This is a genomic window from Herbiconiux sp., from assembly GCF_023264895.1.
Taxonomy (GTDB): domain Bacteria; phylum Actinomycetota; class Actinomycetes; order Actinomycetales; family Microbacteriaceae; genus Herbiconiux.
In genome coordinates this window covers 1-23,646 of sequence record NZ_JAHFUY010000018.1, presented here as the reverse complement: position 1 = coordinate 23,646, position 23,646 = coordinate 1, and the positions used below count along the sequence as shown (strand labels likewise).

Genomic DNA, 23,646 nt, shown 5'->3' with positions numbered 1-23,646 from the left:
GTCAGCGTGCGAGCGTGCGGGCGAGGAGCATGACGATTCGGTGGCGGGCGAAGCGGGCCAGGGTGGTCTCGCCGCGGCAGAAGCGCACGAACCAGCGGGCGCCCGGGCGCGTGCGCAGCACGGCGTGCACGAGGCCGGGGCGGCGCTCGAACGTGCGGAGGAGCTCGGCTCCGGTGCGCTGCTCGGCGCCGAGCTCGGCCTGCACGCGGCGCACGTAGCGGTCGAGGTCGCCGGACGCCGCGGCCTCACCCGCCCAGCTGCCGGAGCGGAGGGCGAACGAGATGCCCTCCCGCGTCCACGGCTCGAGGAGCCCGGCGGCGTCGCCGGCCACGATCACGTCGCCGCGGCGGAGCGGTGAGCCGGCTGTGCGCCACTGGGTGAGGTGGCCGGAGGAGTGCAGCGTGGGCGCGGTCGCCTCGTCGAGCCCCAGGTGCTGTCGCCATTCGGCGAGGTAGCGGCGCGTGGCATCCGGTGCGCCCTTCTGCTGGATCACCCCCACCGTCAGGGAATCGCGCTTCGGGAACACCCAGGCGTAGCTCCCGGGAGAGTCGCCCCAGTCGAGGTGCACGACGTCGCGCCAGCGGGAGTCGTCGGTGGGCATCGTCACCTCGTCCTCGAGCCCGAGGTCGACGCCGCCGGCCTCCACGCCGACGTGCCGTCCCACGCGCCCGCCGGTGCCGTCGGCGCCCACCACCACCCGCGCGTGCACGGTCCCGGCGGAGGTGCGCACCCCGGTCGTCTTCGCCTCTTGCCCGCCACTCGTGTTTTGCCCGCCACTCCCGCCGGCCGGGTAGCGCCAACTGCGCGAAACCGCGTCGGGAACAGCAGTTGGCGCTACCCCAGTGCCGCCGTCGGCTGGTGGGATGATCTCGCGCACGGTCACGCCGTCGGCGAAGCGCGCACCCGCATCCTGGGCGGCGGCCACGAGGGCGGCGTCGAACTCGGAGCGGCGCACGAGGGCGAGATGCGGGTCGAGGGTCGTCAGCCGGAAGCGGCGGCTGAAGCGATGGCTCACCACGGTGTCGCGCACGCGGGACTCGACGGTGCGGAGGGCGCTCTCCGGGATGAGCGCGAGCGATTCGCCGAGCAGACCGCCGCCGCAGGTCTTGTAACGGGGGAAGGCCGCACGGTCCAGCAGCAGCACCGAGGACCCGGCGAGGGCGGCGGCGCGCGCGGCGCTCGAGCCGGCGGGCCCGGCGCCCACCACGACGACGTCCCACGTGGTCCCGTCGAGCCCGCTGGTCATCGCTCCAGGCTACTGCGCGCCGCCTGTCCGCCCGCCAGCCCGCCGCCTATCCGCCCGCCGCCGCCAGCCCGGGGCCGATACCGGTACCGGTGCCGAGAGGTGGCGGGTCGCCAACCACCTACCACGTGCCACCTGTCGGACGCCGCCGGTGCTGCGGATGTGGGGGAGTGCCGGTTGCCGGGCGCGGCACCGTGGAGTGCATGGGGGCCGGAGGTGGGCACGGCGCCGCGGTGCGTGCGGGGTGGCGCGGAGCCTGCAGGATGTCGGGAGACGGCCACCGGCCCGCATCTCGCGGACAACGCCACGTCTGCGGCAAACCGGTCTCCTCCCGAGCCCGGATGGCGGCAGGCGTGGCGAAGTCCGCTCGATGCGCAGTGACGTGCGCGAGGAGCATCCGGGCGGATGGGCTAGCGTCGCTGGCATGACAACGATGGCCGACATCGCTCCCGAGAGCGTGCTGCTCGCGGGCGCGGGTCGCGCGATCCTGCTGCAGATCGCGCACCCGGCCATCGGCTACGGGGTCGCCCGGCACAGCGACTTCGCTAGCCGTCCGATGGATCGCCTCAACGGCACCCTCACCTACATCTACGCGCTCACCTCCGGCACCGAGGCCGACAAGCGAGCCGTGCGCCGCGCGGTGAACCGCGCCCACCGCCCCGTGCGCCACGTCCCGGATGCCCCCGCGCCGCCCGCGCCCGACGGCACCGCCCCCACCGCCCCCACCGTCCCGGCCGCGTCAGACCGCGGCGTACCGACGAGGCCCGGTGGCTCGGTGCACTCCGTTCCCGACGGCACGACCCGCACCGCGTCAGAGGCTGCGAGGCCGACCGGGCCCGCCGCCGCCGTGCACTCCGTTCCGGACGTCACCACTCACACCGCACCCGCTGACGACGCCGCTCCGACACACTCCGGTGACCCCGCCTACGACGCGCGTGATCCGCACCTGCAGCTGTGGGTCGCGGCGACGCTCTACGACACCGCCATCACGGTCTTCGAGCTGGTGCACGGGCCACTCGACGAAGCATCCGCCGATCGGGTCTACCGTGAGTACGCGCTGCTTGGCACCGCCCTGCAGATGCCCGAGAAACTGTGGCCCGCGGACCGCGCAGCCTTCCGGAGGTACTTCGACCGCACCGTGAAGCAGCTGACTGTCGACGACACCGTGCGCGGAGTCGCCGCCGCGCTGCTCCGGGCGGAGAAGGCGCCGCTCCCGATCCGGGCCGGGATGCCGCTCGCGCGATTCGTGACGGTCGCCCTCCTACCCGAGCGAGTGCGCGCGGCCTTCGGCTACCCCTGGGACGACCGGCGCGAACGCCTCTTCCGCCGCCTCATCCGAGTGGCGGCCCCCCTCTACCGTGCACTCCCCGAGCGCCTCCGCCGAGCCCCCCACCGCCACTACCTCGCCCGCCTCCACGCCCCCACCGCAACGTGACACAAGAAGTGCCAAGTCGACCCTCTTAGCCACACCTTCTGCCAAGTCGACGCTGCCGGCAGGTGTCCGCGGCTCGCCCCCTCCCGTGACTTGACACAAGTTGTGCCAAGTGGGGAGTTTTGGGCGCGACTTCTGTCAAGTCGGCACTTCCGGGAGGGGCCCGCGCCTCGACCCCTCCCGTGACTTGACACAAGTTGTGCCAAGTGGGGCGTTTTGGGCGCACCTTCTGTCAAGTCGGCACTGCCGGGAGGGGTCCGCGGCTCGACCCCTTCCGTGACTTGACACAAGTTGTGCCAAGTGGGGCGTTTTGGGCGCGACTTCTGTCAAGTCGGGGAGATCTAGGTGTGCGGCTCGGGCGTCGGGCCGGGGTGGCGCGGGCGTCAGACGTGGGCGGCTCGGGCGCTCCAGCGGCCGTGGCGGTGCTCGATCGAGATGGGGTGCGCGAAGCAGGCGCTCACGGCCTCGGTGGTGAGCACGTCGCCGGCCGCTCCCACCGCCGTGATGCGGCCGTCGGCGATGAGGGCCGCATGCGAGGTCGAGCGCGGGAGCTCCTCCAGGTGGTGCGTGACGAGCACGGTCGCGAGCTCCGGATGAGCGAGCCGCACCCGGTCGAGCGTGTCGAGCAGCTGCTCGCGCGCGGCGACGTCGAGTCCGGTCGATGGCTCATCGAGGAGGATCAGTCGCGGATCGGTCACGAGCGCCCGCGCGATCAGGGTGCGCCCGCGCTCGCCCTGCGAGAGCGTGGTCCAGCGCTCCGACGCCTTCGCACCGAGTCCCAGCAGGTCGAGGAGCTCGTCGGCACGCGCGAGCGAGGCGGCGTCAGCCTCCCACCGCGGCACGAGCTCGACGGATCCGGTCAGTCCCGTGAGCACCACCTCCCGGATCGTGAGCGACGACGTGAGCGGATGCCGCGGGTTGACATGACCGATCGACCGACGGAGACTCTGCAGCTCGACCCGCCCGATCCGCTCGCCGAGCACGTGCACCTCACCGCTCGTGGGATGTTGCACGGCCCCGCACAGGCTCAGCACGGTGCTCTTGCCCGCCCCGTTCGGTCCGATCAGGGCCCAGTGCTCACCCGGCAGCACCCTCAGATCGACATCGTCGAGGATGACGCGGCCAGCGCGCACGAAGCGCACCGACCGCAGCTCGAGCACGGGGGAGGCGGATGCTGACATCCCTCCATTCTGGCCGCCCGGGTAGGAAGGCGCGCCCGCCCAATGCCCATCGCGGCTCACTTCCCCCGGACGCGGAACCGCCGACTTGACCGAAGCTGCGCCCAAAACGGCCCACTTGGCACATCTTGTGTCAAGTCGCGGCAGGGGACGGTAGGGGGCTGCCGGGCGCGCGAGGGGACGGCGCTCGGCAGGGCGTCGCCTGGGGGTCACCGTCCGTTCATCTCGTGTCCGGGCGGAGGACACCGGCTGCCGGGAGGGTTCGGGCATGAGTGCCCGAGTGGGACTCGGAGTCGTCGTCTCCGGGATGCTGGCCCTCGCCGCCTGGCTGCTGATCGGGATGGCGTCGGCGGATGCCCGCGTGCCCGCCGACGCGTCGGTCCTGGCGAGCGGGACGTCCGGAACGACGTCGGGTGCAGAGGGGGGCGCACCGCCCCTCGACATCGCCGCACCGTCCAGCGACGGAGCGGGCACCGGGGCAGGCGGTTCCGCGGCGACCCCCACCGGCACGGGCGACGCCTCCTCCCTCTCCGTCCCGCGCGGCCACCGCATCGCCGACCTCGTCGACCCCGCATGGGCCGAGTCGACGGCGGTCGCCACCGGCATTCCGCTCCGAGCTCTCAGCGGCTACGCGGGTGCCGCCCTCGCGATCGCCGCCACCGATCCCGGCTGCGGCCTCGGCTGGAACACCCTCGCCGCCCTCGGCGCCGTCGAGTCCGGCCACGGAACCCACGGCGGGTCCACCATCGGCACCGACGGCGCGACCGTCCCGCCCATCCTCGGCCCCGCGCTCGACGGCGCCGTCTACGACCGCATCGACGACACCGACGGCGGCAGCCTCGACGGCGACCCGACCGGCGACCGTGCAGCCGGCCCCTTGCAGTTCATCCCTGGGACGTGGGCCGAGTGGGGAGCCGACGGCGACGGCGACGGCCTCGCCGATCCGCAGCGCATCGACGACGCAGCCCTCGCCGCCGGCCGGTACCTCTGCCACTACGGCGACCTCGCCGACCCCACCGCGTGGCGCACCGCCGTCTTCGCCTACAACCACGTCGAGACCTACGTCGACCTCATCGCCGCCACCGCCAACGACTACGCCGCCCGCGCAGCCGCGGCGAGCCCAGCGACCCCAGCGACCCCAGCGAGCCCAGCGAGCCCAGCGACCCCAGCGAACTCGAGCGGTGCCGATGACTGACATCGGGCTCATCTCAGGCCGCTACCGCCTCGTCGAGCTCCTCGGCACCGGCGGCTCCGCCTCGGTCTTCCGCGCCCTCGACACCGAGACGGGCGGAGCGGTGGCCCTGAAGATCCTGCACCCCCACCTCTCCCGATCCGACGCCGCCCGCACCGCCTTCTTCCGCGAGGCGCGCGCCGCAGAGCCGCTCCGGCACCCCAACATCGTGCGGGTGCTCGGGATGGGCGTGCACGAGACCGGGGGAGACCCGCAGGCCTGGATCGCCCTCGAGCACGCGGCCGGCACCACCCTCGCCGAGGAGGTCGAGCGCGACGGACCACTCACCCTGACCGACGCCCTCGCCCTCGCGGACGGCGTGCTTTCGGCCCTCGACCACGCGCACGCCGCGGGCCTCGCACACCGCGACGTCTCGCCCTCGAACATCATCATCGCCCGTGACCGCCGCGGGGCCCTCCGCCCCTCCGGCGTGCGCCTCGTCGACTTCGGTCTCGCGGATGCCGCGGGCCGCCCCGCCGTCGGCCGTGACCTCCTGCGAACACCCGATCCCGTCGCCGCCATTGCGCCCGACTCCGCGCCGGAAGCCGCCCTCACCCCGGCCACCGAACCGCCCCCGGATGCCGCCCCGGGCGTGCTCGGCAACGTCAACTACCTCTCGCCCGAGCAGGCGCGCGGCGACCCCGTCGACGGCCGCGGCGATCTGTACCAGCTCGGCGCCGTCCTCCACCTCGCCCTCGTGGGCACACCACCGTTCGTGCGGGCCGACGCCCGCTCCACGATGCTCGCGCATCTGCAGGCCCCGCCGCCCGTGATCTCGGTCGTGCGGCCGGGCACGCCCCGGGCCGTCGACCGCCTCGTGGTGCGGGCCCTCCTGAAGGATCCCACGACGCGCTTCCAGAGCGCCGCCGAGATGCAGGTCGCGGTGCGAGCCGCGCGCCAGCACCTCCCCGGAACGCGCCCACCCGAGCACGCCGAATCCGGCGCCGGCCCATCGACCCCGATGAGCGCCGACGAGGCGACCACCCCGGCGATCGCCACCGCCTCCGCCACCGCCTCCGCCACCTCCGCCGCCACCGCCGCGACCACAGCGACCGCGATCCTCCCAGGGCTGCCGAGCGACGCCACCCGCACCGCCACGCTCACCTCGTTCGACCGTGACCCCCACCCACACCCCCGCCCCACCCACCGCGCGCAGACCCCGACCCCCCACCGACCGGGAACCCCGCGCGCCACGACGCCCGCCCGCCCGATGCCCCCCATCGGCACCCGCTCCGGATCCCTGCCACCCGTCACGTCGCAAAAGGCCACCGACCCTCCGCCCCCCACGAGCACCGCCGCCTCCCGCCCCGCCTTCGTTCTGGGCCTCGTCGCCCTGCTCCTCGTGGCGGTCGTCGTGGTCGCCTGGTCGCTCGCGGCCGTCGGTGGCGCCCCGGCCCCCCTCGCGGCGGGAGCCCAGCCCGACACCACGGCCGAGGCCTCCGGCCCACCCTCGACCCTCCCGAGCGCCTCCGCGCCCGCCGCCCCCACCACCGCGCCCGTCGCCGCCGCGACGATCCCCGTCCCGGCGCTCGCCGACGGAACCCTCGCCGACGCCCGCGCCGCCCTGGCCTCCCTCGGCCTCACCCTCGGAACGGTGACCGCCGAGCGCGCCCCCCGCCAGCTCGACACCGTCCTCAGGGTCGCCCCGGCCATCGGCACCCCGGTCGCTCCCGGCACCGCGGTCGACGTGGTCGTCGCCTCGGGCTCCAACCTCGTGCCCCGAGCTCTCGGCACCCACCAGGTCGAGGCGCTCTCGAGCATCCGGGCCGCCGGCTTCGACGTGACCACGAGCACGCGCGAGGACGACGCACCCCCCGGCACCGTGCTCGCCACGGTGCCGGCCGAGGGCACGGAAGCCCAAGTCGGCACCACCGTGACGGTCGTGCTCGCGGTGCCTCGTGCAGCCGGCCAGCCTACGGCCACGCCGACCCCGGCACCCACCCAGGCGCCGCCCGTGCCCACGCCCACTTCGACTACACCCCCCAATGGGGGATAGGCTTAAAGCCACCTGAGTACTTTCTCCACATCTCGTCCATCCTGACTTCAGGTCGACGCCGTCGCTCGTTCACCTGAGCGGCCCACGATCAGGGCCATGGCCGGTGAATCGTGAAGCAGGACGACGTCTTCCAGACGATCGACGACGTCTTCCTCGAGAACGAGCGGACAGACATCCTCACCGCTGTCGATGACGCGGGCGACGACAGCAGCGGCGACGCCAGCGGCGGCGCGCGCAACGGCGGCGGCGGTGACGGCGCCCCTGGTGCGGGTGGCGCCGGGGGGTCGAACGGCGGGACGCCTGGCGACGGGGGCAGCGGATCGCCCGAACGGCGATCGCTCGCGTCGCGTCGTTCGACCTCCGACACCGTCTTCCGCACGGTCGCCTTCACGGCCGGTGCGACGACGGTGGGCATCATGCTCGCGGTGGGCCTGTTCCTCTCGATCCGCGCGGGCTCGGCCCTCGAGGTCGCGGGCATCGGCTTCCTGTTCACCCAGGAGTGGTCGCCCGAGACCAAGCAGTTCGGCATCGCCGCCGTGCTCTTCGGCACGGTCACGATCGCCGTCATCGCGCTCATCGTGGGCTTCCCGCTCGCCCTCGGCACGGCACTGCTGCTCTCGGAGGTCGTGCGTGGACGACTGCGCTCATTCATGGTCTCGCTCGTCGACCTCATGGCCGCCGTGCCCAGCATCGTGTTCGGCCTGTGGGGCGTCTTCTTCCTCCAGGAGAACATCATTCCGGTCGCCGAATGGATCTCGCGCTACTTCGCGTGGATCCCGTTCTTCGCGGTCACCGGCGAAGACGGCAGCACCCTCACCGAGGCGAGCGCCTTCACCTCGTCGGCCTTCATCGCGGGCATCGTCGTGGGCCTGATGGTGGTCCCCACCCAGGCCTCGGTCATGCGGGAGGCCTTCTCGCAGGCTCCGGTGGGGGAGCGCGAGGGCGCCTTCGCCCTCGGCGCCACCCGCTGGGGCATGATCGCCACGGTCGTGCTGCCGTTCGGCCGTGGCGGCATCATCGGCGGCACGATGCTCGGTCTCGGTCGTGCGCTCGGCGAGACCATCGCGGTCTACATGATCATCTCGCCGATCTTCGTCATCAACTGGGAGGTGCTGAAGACCGGCACCAACTCCGTCTCTGCCCTCATCGCGCTCCGCTACGGCGAGGCGAGCGAGTTCGGCCTCTCGGCGCTCATGGCCGCCGGCCTCGTGCTGTTCCTGATCACCCTCGTGGTGAACTTCACGGCGTCGTCGATCGTCGCCCGGTCGCGCTCGGGCGCAGAGAGCCTCTGATCCATGTCGACGACCTTCCCCACCCGCCCCGACGCCCCCGAAGCGGATGCCCACACCGACTTCCTCGACGCCGTCGACTTCGAGCCCCCCACCCGCATCCCCTCGCCGGAGGGCGTGGAGATCGGCCCCCGTCGCACCCTCCGCACGGCGACCCTCGACGAGCGCTTCAACGTGGTCGGCGCCCTCGCCGGCGGTCTCGCGATCGCGACCCTGCTGTTCGGCTGGATCGGCCCGCTCTCGGGCATCGTCGGCTGGTTCGTGGTGGCGTTCCTCGCGTTCGTCGGCCTCTACGTGCTGCTGGTGTCGCTCCGCTCGGACTGGCAGGAGGTCAAGGACCGCGTGGCCACCGTGCTCATGATCAGCGCCGGCGCGCTGCTGTTCGGCGCCCTCGTCTTCATCGTGGTCTACACGCTCGTCCGCGGCTCCGAGGCGCTGCCCTTCCTCAACTTCTTCACGCAGACCATGGAGCTCACGGGCCCGCTGGACCCGCTCTCCTCGGGCGGCATCCTGCACGCCATCGTCGGCACGCTCATCCAGATCTCCATCGCGCTGGCCATCACGGTGCCGCTCGGCATCACGACGGCGGTCTTCCTCAACGAGATCGGTGGCCGGTTCGCACGCTTCGTCCGCACCATCGCGGATGCCATGACCGCGTTGCCCTCGATCGTCGCGGGGCTCTTCGTCTACGCCGCCATCATCCAGCTCGTCACGCACCAGCGCTCGGGGTTCGCCGCGGCCATGGCGATCACCGTCATGATGCTGCCGATCGTCATCCGGGCCTCGGATGTCGTGCTGCGGCTCGTGCCCGGAAACCTGCGCGAGGCGTCGTACGCGCTCGGCACGAGTCGCTGGCGCACGGTCTGGCACGTGGTGCTGCCGACGGCGCGCTCGGGCCTCGTGACCGCGGTGATCCTCGGCACCGCCCGCGGCATCGGCGAGACCTCGCCCGTGCTCCTCACGTCGGGCATCACCGCGGTGATGAACGTCAACCCGTTCTCGGGGCCGATGATCTCGCTCCCGCTGCAGGTCTTCGACTTCGTGCGCTCGCCCGAGCCCAACATGATCGCGCGCGGCTTCGGCACGGCGGCCGTGCTCATCCTGCTCGTGCTCGGCCTCTTCATCATCGCCCGCATGATCGGAGGCAAGGGCCCCGGCCAGCTCTCCGACCGCCAGCGCCGTGCGGCGAAGCTCGACTCGATCCGCGACCTGCAGCGCATCACGATGCTCGACGACCGCATCGCCCGCGGCGAGTACCCGCCGCGCGTGCTGCCGACCGTGCAGACCGAGGCCGCCCCCTCCCCCGCAGCCCCCTCCGCCCCACCCACGGCGCCCCCCACCGCCGACCCCTCCTGACCCACCGCACGACCGACCCGGAACCCGAGACATGACCCGAGTACCCCCTGCCCTCCGCGCCCTCCGCGCGGTCGCCGCGACGGCCGCCTTCGCCCTGCTGTGCCTCACGGCCGCCGTCACCGGCCCCGTCGCCCCCGCGCACGCCGAGACCTACGTGCCCATCACCGGCACCGGTTCGACCTGGTCGCAGAACGCCCTCGACCAGTGGCGCAAGAACGTGGCGGCGAACTACGGCATGACCGTGAACTACTCGGGAGTCGGCTCCTCCGCCGGCCGCCGCGACTTCATCGCCCAGACCGTCGACTTCGCGGTCAGCGAGATCCCGTTCCAGGCCGCGCCCGAGGACGGCTCGGCCCCGGAGGCTCCGCAGAGCCCGTACGCCTACATGCCGATCGTGGCCGGTGGAACGGCGTTCATGTACAACCTGCAGATCAACGGCAAGCGGGTGACGAACCTCCGGCTGAGCGGCGAGACGATCACGAAGATCTTCACGGGCGCCATCACCAACTGGAACGACCCCGTCATCAAGGCCGACAACCCCGGCCTCGCGATGCCCGACAAGGGCATCGTGCCGGTCGTGCGCTCCGACGGATCCGGTTCCACCGCCCAGTTCACGCTCTGGATGTCGAAGCAGCACCAGGCGCTCTGGAGCGCCTACTTCCCCTCCGGTGCCCTGACGTCGCAGTATCCGGCGAGCGGCGCGATGAAGGCGCAGAACGGCTCGCTCGGCGTGGCCGGCTACGTCTCGCAGGGCTACGGCGAGGGCGCCATCACCTACGTGGAGTACTCCTACGCCAAGAACGCCGGCTTCCCCGTGGCGAAGGTGCTGAACAACGCGGGCTACTACGTGGAGCCCAAGGCCACGAGCGTGGCGGTGGCCCTCCTGCAGGCGCAGATCAACGAGGATCCGGCGTCGGCCGACTACCTCACCCAGATCCTCGACAACGTCTACAACAACGGCGACAACCGCTCCTACCCGCTCTCGAGCTACTCGTACATGATCGTGCCGACGGCCACCACGCCGAACTTCACGGACGCGAAGGGCTCCACCCTCGGAGCCTTCGCCCGGTACATGCTCTGCGAGGGCCAGCAGCAGGCCGATACGCTCGGCTACTCGCCGCTGCCGATGAACCTCGTGCTGGCGGGTTCCGAGCAGATCAAGCGGATCCCCGGGGCCGGTTCGACGGGCGTCGACGTCAACGCCTGCAACAACCCCACCTTCAGCCCGGGCGACAGCCCCAACAGCAACGCCCTCGCCAACACCGCTCCGGCACCCGCCGAGTGCGACCGCCAGGGCCCTGACCAGTGCGTCACGGGAACCGGCGGCGCGGCCGAGACCCCCACCGAGACCTCGGGCACCGGAAACGGGGGCGCGGCCTCGGATGCGCCAGGGGGAGCGGCGGCAGCAGCAGCGGCAGCGGCAGCGGGGTCACCGGCGGCGGCAGCGGCGGGCTCCGCCCCCGTGTACGACGAGAACGGCGGTCTGATCAGCGGCGGCAGCGCGGTCGCGGGGGCGGCGGTGTCGAGCCCCTTCACGCTGCCCGATCAGGGCATGGGCCCGCAGCAGTGGCTCATGGTCGCCGCGGGAGTGCTGCTCGTCGGCGCGGTCGTCGTGCCTCCGCTCGTCTCGCGCCGCCTCAAGCGAGCGGGGGGCGACGCCTGATGGCCACCCGTTCCCGTGCGACCGCGTCATCACCCCGCCGGGCCGCTCGTCGGCACGCTCGTCGCCGGTCCCTCCTGCTCGCCCTCGTCGCGGGCACGGGCGTCGGCGTCCTCACCGCGACGCTGCTCTCGGTCACGGGGTTCGGCACCACGTCGGCACCGGCGGCGGCCGCCAGCGACAGTGCTGTGACGGTCTCGGCGAATCAGCAGGACACCGATCTCGGTACGGCCCCCTTCCCGAACCTCAAGGTCACGGTCTCGCAGACCCGGGATCTCGCCGCTCAGGGCATCCAGGTCAGCTGGAGCGGCGGCCTCCAGTCGATCGCCCCCAACGCCTCGACCGGCGGCTCCAACTTCCTCCAGATCATGCAGTGCTGGGGTGCCGACGACGACTCAGGGCCCGACCGCACCAAATGCCAGTACGGCGGCATGAACGCGCCGGGCGCCACCCGGGACTCGCTGATCGGCTCGACCGTGCCGGCCGCCGAGGATCTGCCGCACACGGTCACCGGATCGGGCTTCAGCAACCCCACCTACGTCGGCATCCCGTTCTACGGCGCCGACGGCGGATCGGTCGTCAAGGTGGTCGACGACAACGGCAAGAACGTGCTCGCCGACCGCGGCAAGCCCGGGCCCGAGAAGATCAACCTCAACAGCAACCAGTACTTCAGCAAGCTCACGAGCAACGAGGTGAGCTGGGCGGGATCGGGAGCCGACGGCACGGGCTCGGTGAAGTTCGAGCTGCAGACGGCCGCTCAGTCGCCCGGCCTCGGCTGCGGCACCCCCGAGCCCGTGGCCGGCGGTCGCTACGTCGGCACGTCCTGCTGGCTCGTGGTGGTGCCTCGCGGCACCGCCGACGCCGGCACGAACGACATCGCGCGCTCGGGGCTGTTCTGGGACTCCTGGAAGCACCGGATCGCGGTCAAGCTCGACTTCCTGCCCATCGGCGTGCGCTGCACCATCGGTGCCGCCGAGCGCCAGCTCTCGGGCAGCGAGCTCGTCTCCGAGGCCATCGCCTCGTGGCAGCCGAGCCTCTGCGGAGCCGAGAACGGCGCCGCCTACACCTCCATCACCGGTCCGGAGTCGGATGCGGTGATCGCCGCCAACGGGACCGGCACGAGCCCACTCGCCCTGACGTCGAGAGCCCTCAGTGCTCCCGATGTCGTCGACGGCCTCGCCTATGCGCCGATCGCCCTCACCGGCATCTCGGTCGCCTTCTCGATCGACCGGGAGGTCACCGCGCTCCGCGAGGTCTCGAACGAGGTGAAGGGCCGTGAACGGCTGCCGTTCCAGACACTGCGGCTCACGCCGCGCCTCGTGGCGAAGCTGCTCACGAACTCCTACCTCGACTCGCTGCCGACGGGTGCCGACAAGTCCCACCTGGGCTACCTCAGCCCCGAGACGCCCGGCGCCAACGCCCGCAACATCACGTTCGACCCGGAGTTCCTCGCGGTCAACGACCCGGAGTGGGCCGACCAGTCGATCACGGCGCCCTCGGTCGCCGACATCATCGTGCCGCAGGGCCGGAGCGACACCGCCCGCGCGCTGTGGACCTACGTCACGTCGGATGCGGCGGCGGCCGCGTTCCTGGCCGGCGAGGCCGACGAGTTCGGCATGAAGGTCAATCCGTGGGCGTCATCGGATGCGGCCGTGTACGCGGCGAACGGGGGCACCGGGCTCCCGCTGACCTTCCCCCGGGACGACTTCCCGAAAGCGGATCCGACGGAGCAGCCCGCTGACGAGGCCGGACCCGCCGCTATCAACAGCGTCACCTGGCGCCCCTACACCAACGATCTGGCGACGAGCGCGAACCTCGTGCTCCGCGGTGACGGGCAGGTCCTCGGTCCCTGGGATCCGGTGGCGATCCCGCCGAAGTACACCAAGGCGAGTCGCAACCTCGCGGGCTTCCAGCGGGTGATCGGCCTCACCGACACGTCGTCCGCCGCCAAGTACCAGGTGTTCTCCGCCGAGCTCCAGAACCCTGCGGGGGAGTTCGTGGCCCCCACCACCGAGGCGCTCACGGCCGCGGCTGCCGCCATGACCGCCGATCCGGCCCAGCCCCAGGTCTACCGCTTCGACCCCCTGTCGGAGGCAGCTCGTGGCGCCGCGGGTGCCTATCCGCTGGCCGTGCCGGTCTACGCCGCGGCCAACCCGAAGATGACCGACGCCGACCTCAGGGCCGACTACGCCGCCTTCATCGACTACGCCGTGACCTCCGGGCAGGAGCAGGGGACCGGGTTCGGAATGCTCCCGGAGGGCTATGCACCGATCCCCGAGGGCTGGCGCGCCCAGGCTCTCGAGGCCGCCGCCCTCATCCAGTCGGGCCCACAGAAGGCACCCACTCCGACTCCTACGCCCACACCGGCGAAGCCGACCGCGCCCGTGACGCCCCCGGCTCCCGCTGCGGTGCAGCCGGCTCCCGCTCCGGCGGCCGCCGTCTCGACCGGGCCCTCCGCCAGCGGAGCGGTGGCCGGTTCGCTGCTCGGCAAGACGACGCCCGTCGACCAGGAGCTCGGCGGGATCTCAGGAGCCGTTCCGCTGGCGATCCTCGCCGGTCTCCTGGCCGCACTCGCCGTGCCGGTCATCTCCCGCATCAGGAGACGAATCTGATGCCCCCTGTTCTTGGAGTCCGTCCTGCCGACGAAGTCCGTCGTCCCGACGCCAAGTCGATGCACCCGCACCGCGGATGCTCGGTCACCCTTCCCGAAAGGAAAAACTCGAAGTGAAGATGAAGAAAATGGTCGCGCTGGGCGCGGCCGTCGGCGTGGCCCTCGCCGGACTGGGCCTCGCCATGCCGGCGAACGCCGAGCCCGTCTCCAACGGATACGTGCTCGTCGGGTCCGACACGCTTCAGGACTCCACGAACGCCCTGACCAACGGAACCCGCATCTCCGGTTCGCCGGTGCGCGTCACCTCCGGCGGCACGAACCTCGGTTCGTACGACGCCTTCGGTTCCGGCCTGATCCAGACCAAGACGGGTGGGCCGTACTTCGTGCGCCCCGCCGGTTCGGGCGCGGGTGTGACCGCTCTGCGTGCATCGATCTCGGGCAACCTCTACAACGGCAAGGTCATCACCGGCCAGGTCGACATCGCGCGCTCCTCGAGCTCGCCCGGCAGCAATGCTTCGAGTGAGGGCAAGCTCGCCTACGTCCCCTACGCCCGTGACGCCGTGTCGTATGCCTACAACGGCACGAACAGCGACCTCGCGAACCTCACCGCGGCTCAGCTGAAGCAGATCTACGAGTCGAACACCCCCGTCGTCATCGGTGGGACCACCGTCAAGCCGCGCCTGCCCCAGAACGGATCAGGCACGCGCAGCTTCTTCCTCGGTGCCATCAACGTGACCGCCGTCGGCTCGACCGTCAACGACACGAACAACACCCGCCCCGAGAACGACGCATCCATCCTTCAGGCCGACGAGATCATCCCGTTCTCGGTGGCCAGCTGGACCGCTCAGGCCAACGGCGCAACCCCGAGCAACACGATCGCCGGCACGAACGTCAAGCTCGGCGCTCCCACCGGCGTGGCTCCTGTGTCGGTCTCCGGCACCGTCACCACCCCGAGCGCCGCGTTCTACGCCGACGCGAAGTTCGGCCGCAACACCTTCCTCGTCGTCGAGTACGCGCGGATCGACTCGTCGAGCGCGAACTTCGACGCGAACCTCCAGCGTCTGCTCGACCCGGCGACCACGTCGGGTCTGACCAACATGGGGACTTTCGGTTCCACCTCCGGTGCGGTGAAGCGCAAGTTCGGCTTCCTCGAGCCGTCGACCACCGACATCATCCGCGCCTACGCGACTCTCTGAGCCGCGAGAACCTGAAAGGCATTCGATCATCATGATCCGCTCCACCAGCATCCGCGTTGCCGCGGTCGGCATCCTCGCCGCCGCGCTCGTCGCGGGCTCCGCGACGGCCGCACTCGCCGCCACCGAGCCCGTCGCCACCGTCGGCTCCAAAGGCCCCCTTTTCGCTGCCAGCGGCGCCGACGGGACCATCTACCCCAAGGGCACCCAGCTCGGCTTCGAAGACCCGGTCATCGCCCGTCCCGACACCGTCGACATCAATGCGACGTTCCCGGGTTCGCCGGACACGACCATCGCCAAGACCTTCGTCGCCCCGCGCGGCCAGGAGAACGACCCGAGCAAGTGGGTCGCGTGGACCGACACCTACCTCGACGACAACAAGAACATGTACCTCCCGGTGCTGTCGCTCGGCAACCAGACCTCCGGGAACCTCAGCACAGTCAAGGCCGGGGGTGACTTCAGCCTCGGCTTCGCGTTCATGAAGAACAACGGGCTGACGGTCTCCGACGGAGGCGCGTACTTCACGTACATCAACGTCGACAACGGTGGCACGTTCAAGTTCGCGACGCCCGGTGCCGTCGTCCCTCCCGTCGAGAACGGAGGCGAGTTCGACGTGACGCTGAATGCCGAGGTCATCGATCCGTCGGTGCCCGAGAAACTGACCCTCACCGCTCCGAAGTCGAACACGGCCACGATCGGCAGCCCCTCCGCCGTCGACGGCCTTTCGACCTCCACGGGAACACTCGGTGTCTTCTCGGTGACGGACACCCGTTACCGCACGCACCCGGGTTGGACCCTGACGACATCGGTCACCGAGTTCTCGAACTCGGCCGACGCCACCAAGAAGATCGGGGCGAGGCAGCTCGGCGTCTCGCCGATCACTGCGCAGAACCCGAACGTGGTCGTCGCGGCTCCCCAGGTCGCCGGCTCCGCCGCCTACCCGTCGGTATTCGCGCAGGCGAACGCCGACCAGCCCGCGGCGGGCACGGTCGAGTTCGACGCCGACCTGAAGTTCGTCGCTCCGGCGGGGTCACCGGTCGGCACTTACACCTCGAAGCTCACGCTCACGCTGGTCTCGAAGTAGTCGCACTGGGAGGGGGTCGCGCTCACGGTGCGGTCCCCTCTCGTTCACCTGTAGTTCGCTCGAACTCTCCCGTAAAGCCAACCGACCCTGGATGAATGAACTGTGCTTCCCTACTTGTCTTCGGCCCGAGCCGTCCGCTCCAGCCGCCCGCTCACGAATGCGGTGCCGCGTCTTGCCGCCCTCGTGGCTCTTGCGCTCGCCGTGGGCGCCTCGACGCTCTCGGCCGCGCCCGCCGTCGCGGACGACACCGATGGCATCTCCGGATCGCCTTCTGGGGAGACCGCTGCCGACAACCGGAGCCGTTTCAGCTACGAGGTCGCGCCCGGCCAGCAGATCCTCGACTACTACGAGGTGAGCAACACCGGAACCACCCCACAGGTCATGAAGATCTACGGCACGGATGCCTTCAACACCGAGGACGGATCGTACGGCCTGCTCGAGACCGGCGCCGCTCCGACCGACGCCGGGAGCTGGTTCGGGTTCATCAACGGCGCCGCCGAGGTCGACCTCCCCTTGGAGCCCGGCACCTCGCAGGTCGTGCCGTTCTCCGTCACCGTCCCCGCCGACGCCGCTCCCGGCGACCACGCGGCCGGCATCGTGATCTCGGTGGCGACCCCCGACGGCCAGATCGTCGTCGACCGCCGTGTCGCCACGCGCGTCTACGTCCGCGTTCCCGGCGAGCTGCAGCCCGCCCTCTCGATCTCGAGCATCGCCGCCGACTACAACGGCGAGGTCAACCCGCTCGACGGCACCACCGACGTCACCTTCACGGTCACCAACGCCGGCAACGTGGCGCTGTCGGCCGACATGGTGGCCGGGGTGAAGACGTACTTCGGCATCGGCGCCGGTGAGCTCTCCCGCCAGGAGCTCTCCGAGATGCTGCCGGGCGCCACGCGCACCATCACGATGACCGTGCCCGGCGTCGCTCAGCTCGGCTACCTCAACCCCTACGTCACCCTCCAGCCCCGCGTCGACGCCGACGCCATGGACCCGGGCGCCCTCGACCAGGTGAACCGCGACACCGTGGCGTTCGCCGTGCCGTGGCTGCTGCTCGCCGCGCTCGTGCTCGCGGCACTCGTCTGGGGCTTCCTGCGCATCCGCCGCGCGCGCGACGAGAAGACCGCGCGGGAGTGGATCGCCTACACCCAGGCCGAAGCGCGGCGAGCGGCACTCGAGGAGTCGGCCCCGGTCGCCTCGAACGAGCGGCGATGAGGCGCGCGCTGCCGACGGTCCTCCGACGCGGTGCCGCCGTGGCGGTGCTCGCCGGGATCGCCGCCTTCGCCGCCGTCTCGATGGGCGCAGGCGCGGCCTCTGCTGCGACGGATCCGGCGCCGGAGGGCATCGGCCTCACCGTGACGGTCGGCCCAGGCGGCGCGACGTCGTCGCCCGCACCGGTGCCGCCCGCCTCGCGGCCGAGCACGACCACGAGCACGAACGTGGGCGGCTCCGTGGTCGTGAACGACCCCCTGAACCCGCCTGCTCCCACCGACGACGAGTACAGCATCGGCGGCGTGCTCTACGTCAGTGGCCTCAGCACGGAGTACCTGCCCTCGATCGATCCGCTCGGCGGCGAGCTGAAGACCTGGTTCACGGTGCGCAACGTCTCGACGGGTGAGCTCTCGGGGTCGGCCAGGTTCTGGGTCTCGAGCCCCTTCGGCACCGAGCTCAGTGCTCAGGACGACGTGGAGCTCTCGGGGCTGAAGCCGCAGGAGTCGAAGGTCGTCTCGGCGACCCTCACCGGGGTGGGCCAGTACACCTTCGCCACCGCGCACTACACCTTCACCCCGCCCGAGTCGGTCGACGGGGTCGCGCTCACCCCGGTGACGCGCGATGCCTTCGTGGTGCTGCCGCCGTGGTTCCTGCTCGGCACCGCCGCGCTCGCCGGCCTGGCCTTCGTGGTCGTGCAACTCGTGCGCGCCATGCGCGTGCCCGCGCTCACGGAGAGCGCCGCGTGAGCGCTCCCACGGCGAGGCGGTCGACCGCCTACACGCCCCCTCCCGCACCGGTTCCGCGCATGCCGAAGCGGCTCCCGCGATCGCTGCAGCCGCTGGCCCCGCTGACCTCAGGGCAGGTCTTCTCGCGGAGCGCCCTCGTGGTCGTGGCGTCGCTCATCTTCGCGTTCGCCCTCAACCTGATGCTGCTGAGCCACCTGCAGCACGCGGTCGCGCAGCAGCAGCTCTCCGACTCCTACCGCGCTCAGCTCTCGGCGGGCACCGCCCCCGTGAGCGAGGGCGCCTTCGACGACACGCTGCTGCTGGACGGCGCACCCGTCGGGATCATCGAGATCCCGTCGCTCGGAGTGCGGGAGGTGATCGTGGAGGGCTCGTCGTCCGGCGACACGACGTCCGGGCCCGCGCATCGCCGAGACACCGTGCTCCCCGGGCAGGAGGGGCTCAGCATCGTCATGGGGCGAGCGGCCGCGTACGGCGGGCCGTTCAGCCGCATCCAGGAGCTCGCCCCCGGCGAGGAGTTCTCGGTGCTCACCGGCCAGGGGCTGCAGGAGTTCGAGGTCATCGGCGTGCGCTACGCCGGCGATCCTTCGCCTCCCAACCCGATCGCGGGGGAGAGCCGGCTCATCCTCGAGACCGCTCGTGGTCCCGCGTTCATCCCGTCCGGCACGGCGCGGGTGGATGCGCAGCTCGTGTCGGACGCGGAGCCGGCGGGCGCGAGGCAGACCGCCTACCGCACCCTGCCGCTCGAGGACCTCGAGATGGCCACCGACACCTCCACGGTCTGGGCGCTCGTGTTCGCCCTGCAGTTCTTCGTGGTGGCCGAGATCGCCGCCGTCTGGGCCTACCGCCGCATCGGCGCCCAGAAGGTCTGGGTCGTGTTCGTGCCCGTGATGTTCCTCGCCGGGCTCCTGGTCGCCGACCAGGTCACCCGCCTCCTCCCGAACCTGCTGTGACCCGATGAGAGTGATGAAGCCGTGACCGACACCCCCACCGACGACGTGACCACCGTGCTGCCGCCGCTCAGCCGCCGCGACCAGCGCAAGATCATGAAGGGCGCGGCCCTCCTCCCACCGCTCGCGAGACCCTCCGATCGTCTGAACCCCGGCCCGATCACGGTGCAGCACCAGGTCACCGGAGCGGGTTCGGCCGCGAGCTTCGAGCAGGCGATCGTGCAGGCCGAGCGGCCGCCGCTCGCCGAGCTCGACGCCCGCAACATCTCGGCCTGGTTCGGCGACCACCAGGTGCTCGACCGTGTCTCGCTCACCATGCCCGCCGGCGTCGTGACCTCGCTCATCGGGCCCTCGGGCTGCGGCAAGTCGACCTTCCTGCGCATCCTCAACCGCATGCACGAGCTCATCCCCTCCGCGAGCCTCGCGGGCGAGGTGCTCATCGACGGCGAAGACATCTACGACCCGTCGCGTCGTCTCGTGGAGGCCCGCAAGGCCATCGGCATGGTGTTCCAGAAGCCCAACCCGTTCCCCGCGATGTCGATCTACGACAACGTGCTCGCCGGGCTCAAGCTCACCGGCACGAAGGCCGACCGCGACCGCAAGGACCACCTCGTCGAGACCTGCCTCACCAAGGCCGGCCTTTGGAAGGAGGTGCGCGACCGCCTGCGCGCCCCCGGCGGCGGCCTCTCGGGCGGACAGCAGCAGCGGCTCTGCATCGCCCGCTCGCTCGCGGTGAAGCCGAAGGTGCTGCTCATGGACGAGCCGTGCTCGGCGCTCGACCCCACCTCCACGCGAGTGATCGAGGAGACCATGCTCGAGCTCGTGAACGACGTCACGATCGTCATCGTCACCCACAACATGCAGCAGGCGCAGCGCGTCTCGACCCAGTGCGCGTTCTTCCTCGCCTCGCAGGGGCAGCCGGGCGCCATCGTCGAGCACGGCAGCACCGAGGCGATGTTCTCGAGCCCGATCGACTCGCGCACCTTCGACTACGTCAACGGCGTCTTCGGCTGAGCGGACCTACCGCTTCGCGCGCCGGGGGCGGGGCGCCGCCTCGGCCTTGACCCGGTCGACGAGGTCGCGCCACGGGCCGGTGAGGTCGCGCTCGGGCACCCGCGCATCGCGCTCGCCCGCGACCTTCGGGGCCTGCACGAGCACGCGGATCGTGTAGACGAAGCGGTCGGCTCCATCCGGATCACCCGGATCGCCGGCATCCCACGGGCACGACTCCACGAGGTCGAGCCATCCGTCGACATCGCTCTCGCCCTCGGCCGTCACGGTCCAGCTCGGCGACATGCCCGCCACACCGCCGGATCGCGCCACCGTGATGCGCAGCGCACGTGCGCCCGCCTCGGCGTCGCCCGCCGCGGTGTCGCCCGCGTCCGCACCGTCGCCCGCGTCGGCTCCGGTGCCCGTCTCGTCGTCAGTCTGCTCGCTCATCGCTCCTCACGCCCACCGTACGCCACGCCTCCGCGATCGCGCTCGACACCTCTGAGCCCGCCCCGAACCGCGCGTCCGAGGCGACGAGCGTGGCCTCCGCGAACGCTGCGAAGTCGGCCCGCTCGTCCAGTGGCCCGGTCATGGCGTCGTACCAGACGGCCCCCACACCCTCCCAAGCGAATCCGCCCACCGCCCGCGCAGCGAGCGCGAAGGCACGGTTCGGGATGCCGGAGTTCAGGTGCACGCCCCCGTTGTCGTCGTCGGTCTCGACGTAGCCCGCCATGTTGCCCGGCTGCGGATCGCGCCCCAGCACGTCGTCGTCGTAGGCAGACCCCGGCTCGATCATCGACCGCAGCGCCCGCCCCTCCACCGCATCGGTGAAGAGCCCCTCGCCGATCAGCCAGCCGGCCTCTCCCGCCGTCTGCCCCAGCCGGTGCTGCTCCACGAGTGCCCCGATCACATCCGAGAACGACTCGTTGAGCGCGCCGGACTGGCCCTCGTAGGCGAGCCCCGCCGTGTACTGCGTCACCCCGTGCGCGAGCTCGTGCCCGATCACCGAGAGCGACGCGGTGAACCGGCCGAAGACCTCGCCGTCGCCGTCGCCGAAGACCATGCGCTCGCCGTCCCAGAAAGCGTTGTCGTAGTCCTCGCCGTAGTGCACCGTCGCGTCCAGCGGCAGGCCGAGCCCGTCGATCGAGGCGCGGCCGAAGGCCTCGAGCAGCAGGGCGTGGGTGGCGCCGAGCCCGTCGTAGGCCTCGTTCACCGCCACGTCGTCGACCGGACCGTCCGTCTCGCGCCGCACCACGGTGCCCGGCAGGCGCTCGCGCCCCTCGGCATCCGAGATCGTGCGCTGGGGCTCCGTGACGCCGGCGAGCCCGGTGAAGGATGCCATGCCCGGCTCGGCCGCGTCGAGCACCACCGACGACGGCACGAACACGCCCTCCCGCTGCCGTTCCGCCCGGAGCGGCGGGTCGGCGGCGAGCGAGCGCCGCGCGGCGAGGGCGGCGCGCTGGAGGCCTTCGGCATCCGTCTCGGCGAGGCGGGCGAGCAGATACGGGGGAACGATGGAGTGCGCCATGAGGCCGACCCTACGTGGCCCCGCCGACATCCCCCAGGGGCGCGGGCGCGCTCCTCCACAGCCGTGTCCGATTTCCGCTAGCAGGTGGCCGCGGCGCGTGTGAGACTGCCTGCATGGACTTCGACTCGCGCTACCGCATCATCCAGTCGCGCGACGCCCGTTTCGACGGCCAGTTCATCACCGCCGTGAGCTCCACCGGCATCTACTGCCGCCCGAGCTGCCCGGCCCGCACTCCGAAGCCCGGCAACGTCACCTTCTACGCCACGAGCGCCGCGGCCCACGAGGCCGGCTACCGCGCTTGCAAGCGCTGCCTGCCTGAGGCGGTGCCCGGCACCCCCGACTGGAACCTCCGGCACGACCTCACCGCCCGCGCCATGCGCCTCATCGGCGACGGCCTCGTGGAGCGCGAAGGCGTCGACGGCCTCGCCTCCCGGCTCGGCTACTCGCCCCGCCACCTCACCCGCGTGCTGCGCCAGGAGCTCGGCGCCGGGCCCCTCGCCCTCGCCCGCGCGCACCGGGCGCAGACCGCCCGCACGCTCCTCACCTCGACCGACCTGCCGATGGCCGACATCGCCTACGCCGCGGGCTTCCGCAGCATCCGCCAGTTCAACGAGACCATCGCCGAGGTCTTCCGGCTGACCCCCAGCGAGGTCCGCGCCCGCCAGTCCCACCGGGCTCCGGCCCCCGGGGCCGCTTCCGGCGCCACGACCGGTCCTGCTTCCGGCCCCGCGTCCGGTCCTGCATCCGGCCCTGCGTCCGGCCCCACTGCGCCGAGTGCTCTCACGCTCACCCTCCCGTACCGCGAGCCCTTCGACGCGGCCGGCGTCTTCACCTGGCTCGCCGCCCGCGCGGTCCCCGGCATCGAAGACGCCGGCCCCGCCCACTACTCCCGCACCCTGCGCCTGCCCGCCGGCCCCGCCCGCTTCACGGTGAGCCACGACCCCGGCACCCCCGGCCTCCTCCACCTCGAGGCCCACCTCACCGCGCTCGCCGACCTCCCCGTGCTCGTGGCCCGTGTGCGCCGCCTCTTCGACCTCGACGCCGACCCCTCAGCCATCGACGACGCCCTCCGCGAGGCCGCCGCGACCCTGGGTTCGCCCGCTCTCGAGGCCCACCTCCGCGAACTCCCCGGCATCCGGATGCCCGGTGCGGTCGACCCGGACGAGATGCTGTTCCGCGCCATCCTCGGCCAGCAGATCTCCGTCGCCTCCGCCCGCACCCTCCTGCACCGCCTCGCCGCGGCAGCCGGCACCCCCTACCCGCACGCGCCGGGCAGCCAGGACGGCGACGCCGCCGACGGCCACCAGCCCCTCACCCTCCTCTTCCCGACCGCCGCCGAGGTCGCCACCCACGCCGAGGCCGTGCTCACAGGCCCCCGCGCCAAGATCCGCACCATCGTCGCCACCGCCGAGGCCCTAGCCGAGGGCGCCCTCGACCTCTCCATCGCGGCCGACCCCGACGACCTGCACGCCCGCCTCACCGCCCTCCCCGGCATCGGCCCCTGGACCGCCGGCTACCTCGCCATGCGCCTCCTCCACGCCCCCGACATCCTCCTCCCCGGCGACTCGGCCCTCCGAGCCGGCGCCCGAGCCCTCACCCTCCCCGACACCCCCAAGTCCCTCACCACCTGGTCGGCCCCCTTCACCCCCTGGCGCACCTACCTCTCCCTCCACCTCTGGCGAGCCTCAGCCCCCCGCCCCACCGCCACTTCCCCCCTCACCCCCACAAGGCCCTCTGCGAAACCCGGGCGGCGTGGTGTGGTGGATGTTCCGATCGAGTCATTGGTGGGCCTGGCAGGCGTCGGCGAAGCTGACGCGGGAGATGACTCGATCGGAACATCCACCACACCACGCCGCCCAGCGCCAGCCAAGAAACCAAGGACAACCACCCCATGACGGCAACGATCCAATTCACAGAGACCCCAGACGGCCCCTTCGGCATCATCGCCGACGA

18 protein-coding genes are annotated in these 23,646 nt (G+C 71.8%); 14 read left to right on the top strand and 4 right to left on the bottom strand.

All coding sequences use genetic code 11. The annotated features are described in order from the left end of the window. Position 1 precedes the first annotated feature (1 nt). A complete protein-coding gene (locus tag Q0D57_RS02505; RefSeq protein ID WP_291037608.1) occupies positions 2-1,246 on the bottom strand; it encodes a geranylgeranyl reductase family protein in 1,245 nt (414 codons plus the stop codon). Between the two features lie 430 nt (positions 1,247-1,676). Here Q0D57_RS02505 and Q0D57_RS02500 point away from each other — a divergent pair, with 430 nt between their 5' ends. Next, entirely contained in the window at positions 1,677-2,678 is a 1,002-nt protein-coding gene (locus Q0D57_RS02500; protein ID WP_291037816.1) for an oxygenase MpaB family protein, read from the top strand. A gap of 380 nt (positions 2,679-3,058) precedes the next feature. On the opposite strand, the gene Q0D57_RS02495 is transcribed toward Q0D57_RS02500, so the two are convergent. Continuing rightward, entirely contained in the window at positions 3,059-3,856 is a 798-nt protein-coding gene (locus Q0D57_RS02495; RefSeq protein ID WP_291037606.1) for an ATP-binding cassette domain-containing protein, read from the bottom strand. 265 nt (positions 3,857-4,121) lie between these two features. Here Q0D57_RS02495 and Q0D57_RS02490 point away from each other — a divergent pair, with 265 nt between their 5' ends. The 12 genes from Q0D57_RS02490 (at position 4,122) to Q0D57_RS02435 (ending at position 20,189) form a co-directional block, all read left to right on the top strand. Next, entirely contained in the window at positions 4,122-5,048 is a 927-nt protein-coding gene (locus Q0D57_RS02490; protein WP_291037604.1) for a murein transglycosylase, read from the top strand. Beyond that, positions 5,041-7,080 (top strand): PASTA domain-containing protein, encoded by a 2,040-nt coding sequence (locus Q0D57_RS02485; protein ID WP_291037602.1) that lies wholly within the window; start codon positions 5,041-5,043, stop codon positions 7,078-7,080. The genes Q0D57_RS02490 and Q0D57_RS02485 overlap by 8 nt, the downstream gene beginning before the upstream one ends. Before the next feature lie 110 nt (positions 7,081-7,190). After that, positions 7,191-8,372: a phosphate ABC transporter permease subunit PstC gene (pstC, locus tag Q0D57_RS02480; protein ID WP_291037599.1), complete on the top strand. Its 1,182-nt coding sequence runs from the start codon at positions 7,191-7,193 to the stop codon at positions 8,370-8,372. Positions 8,373-8,375: 3 nt separating this feature from the next. Beyond that, entirely contained in the window at positions 8,376-9,725 is a 1,350-nt protein-coding gene (gene pstA / locus Q0D57_RS02475) for a phosphate ABC transporter permease PstA (protein ID WP_291037594.1), read from the top strand. 31 nt (positions 9,726-9,756) lie between these two features. Further along, complete coding sequence (pstS, locus tag Q0D57_RS02470; protein ID WP_291037591.1) at positions 9,757-11,388, top strand: phosphate ABC transporter substrate-binding protein PstS; 1,632 nt, start codon at positions 9,757-9,759, stop codon at positions 11,386-11,388. Next, complete coding sequence (locus Q0D57_RS02465; RefSeq protein ID WP_291037588.1) at positions 11,388-13,997, top strand: hypothetical protein; 2,610 nt, start codon at positions 11,388-11,390, stop codon at positions 13,995-13,997. The genes pstS and Q0D57_RS02465 overlap by 1 nt, the downstream gene beginning before the upstream one ends. A gap of 112 nt (positions 13,998-14,109) precedes the next feature. Then, complete coding sequence (locus Q0D57_RS02460; protein WP_291037585.1) at positions 14,110-15,192, top strand: hypothetical protein; 1,083 nt, start codon at positions 14,110-14,112, stop codon at positions 15,190-15,192. A 31-nt stretch (positions 15,193-15,223) separates the two neighbouring features. Then, positions 15,224-16,273: a hypothetical protein gene (locus Q0D57_RS02455; protein ID WP_291037582.1), complete on the top strand. Its 1,050-nt coding sequence runs from the start codon at positions 15,224-15,226 to the stop codon at positions 16,271-16,273. 162 nt (positions 16,274-16,435) lie between these two features. Continuing rightward, the gene (locus Q0D57_RS02450) at positions 16,436-17,485 is read left to right on the top strand and encodes a hypothetical protein (protein WP_291037579.1); all 1,050 of its coding nucleotides are present in this window, start codon (positions 16,436-16,438) and stop codon (positions 17,483-17,485) included. After that, positions 17,482-18,228 carry a hypothetical protein gene (locus tag Q0D57_RS02445; protein WP_291037576.1) on the top strand — a complete coding sequence of 249 codons (747 nt, stop codon included), beginning with the start codon at positions 17,482-17,484 and terminating at the stop codon, positions 18,226-18,228. The genes Q0D57_RS02450 and Q0D57_RS02445 overlap by 4 nt, the downstream gene beginning before the upstream one ends. Next, positions 18,225-19,178 (top strand): sortase, encoded by a 954-nt coding sequence (locus Q0D57_RS02440; RefSeq protein ID WP_291037574.1) that lies wholly within the window; start codon positions 18,225-18,227, stop codon positions 19,176-19,178. The genes Q0D57_RS02445 and Q0D57_RS02440 overlap by 4 nt, the downstream gene beginning before the upstream one ends. Positions 19,179-19,394: 216 nt before the next feature. Then, complete coding sequence (locus tag Q0D57_RS02435) at positions 19,395-20,189, top strand: phosphate ABC transporter ATP-binding protein (RefSeq protein WP_291037812.1); 795 nt, start codon at positions 19,395-19,397, stop codon at positions 20,187-20,189. 6 nt (positions 20,190-20,195) lie between these two features. On the opposite strand, the gene Q0D57_RS02430 is transcribed toward Q0D57_RS02435, so the two are convergent. Further along, positions 20,196-20,615 carry a protealysin inhibitor emfourin gene (locus Q0D57_RS02430; protein ID WP_366518572.1) on the bottom strand — a complete coding sequence of 140 codons (420 nt, stop codon included), beginning with the start codon at positions 20,613-20,615 and terminating at the stop codon, positions 20,196-20,198. Beyond that, the gene (locus Q0D57_RS02425) at positions 20,599-21,693 is read right to left on the bottom strand and encodes a M4 family metallopeptidase (protein WP_291037571.1); all 1,095 of its coding nucleotides are present in this window, start codon (positions 21,691-21,693) and stop codon (positions 20,599-20,601) included. Before Q0D57_RS02425 ends, Q0D57_RS02430 begins: the two co-directional genes overlap by 17 nt. Positions 21,694-21,806: 113 nt before the next feature. Between Q0D57_RS02425 and Q0D57_RS02420 the strand changes: the two genes are divergently transcribed. After that, positions 21,807-23,588: an AlkA N-terminal domain-containing protein gene (locus Q0D57_RS02420; RefSeq protein ID WP_291037569.1), complete on the top strand. Its 1,782-nt coding sequence runs from the start codon at positions 21,807-21,809 to the stop codon at positions 23,586-23,588. Positions 23,589-23,646: the final 58 nt, after the last annotated feature.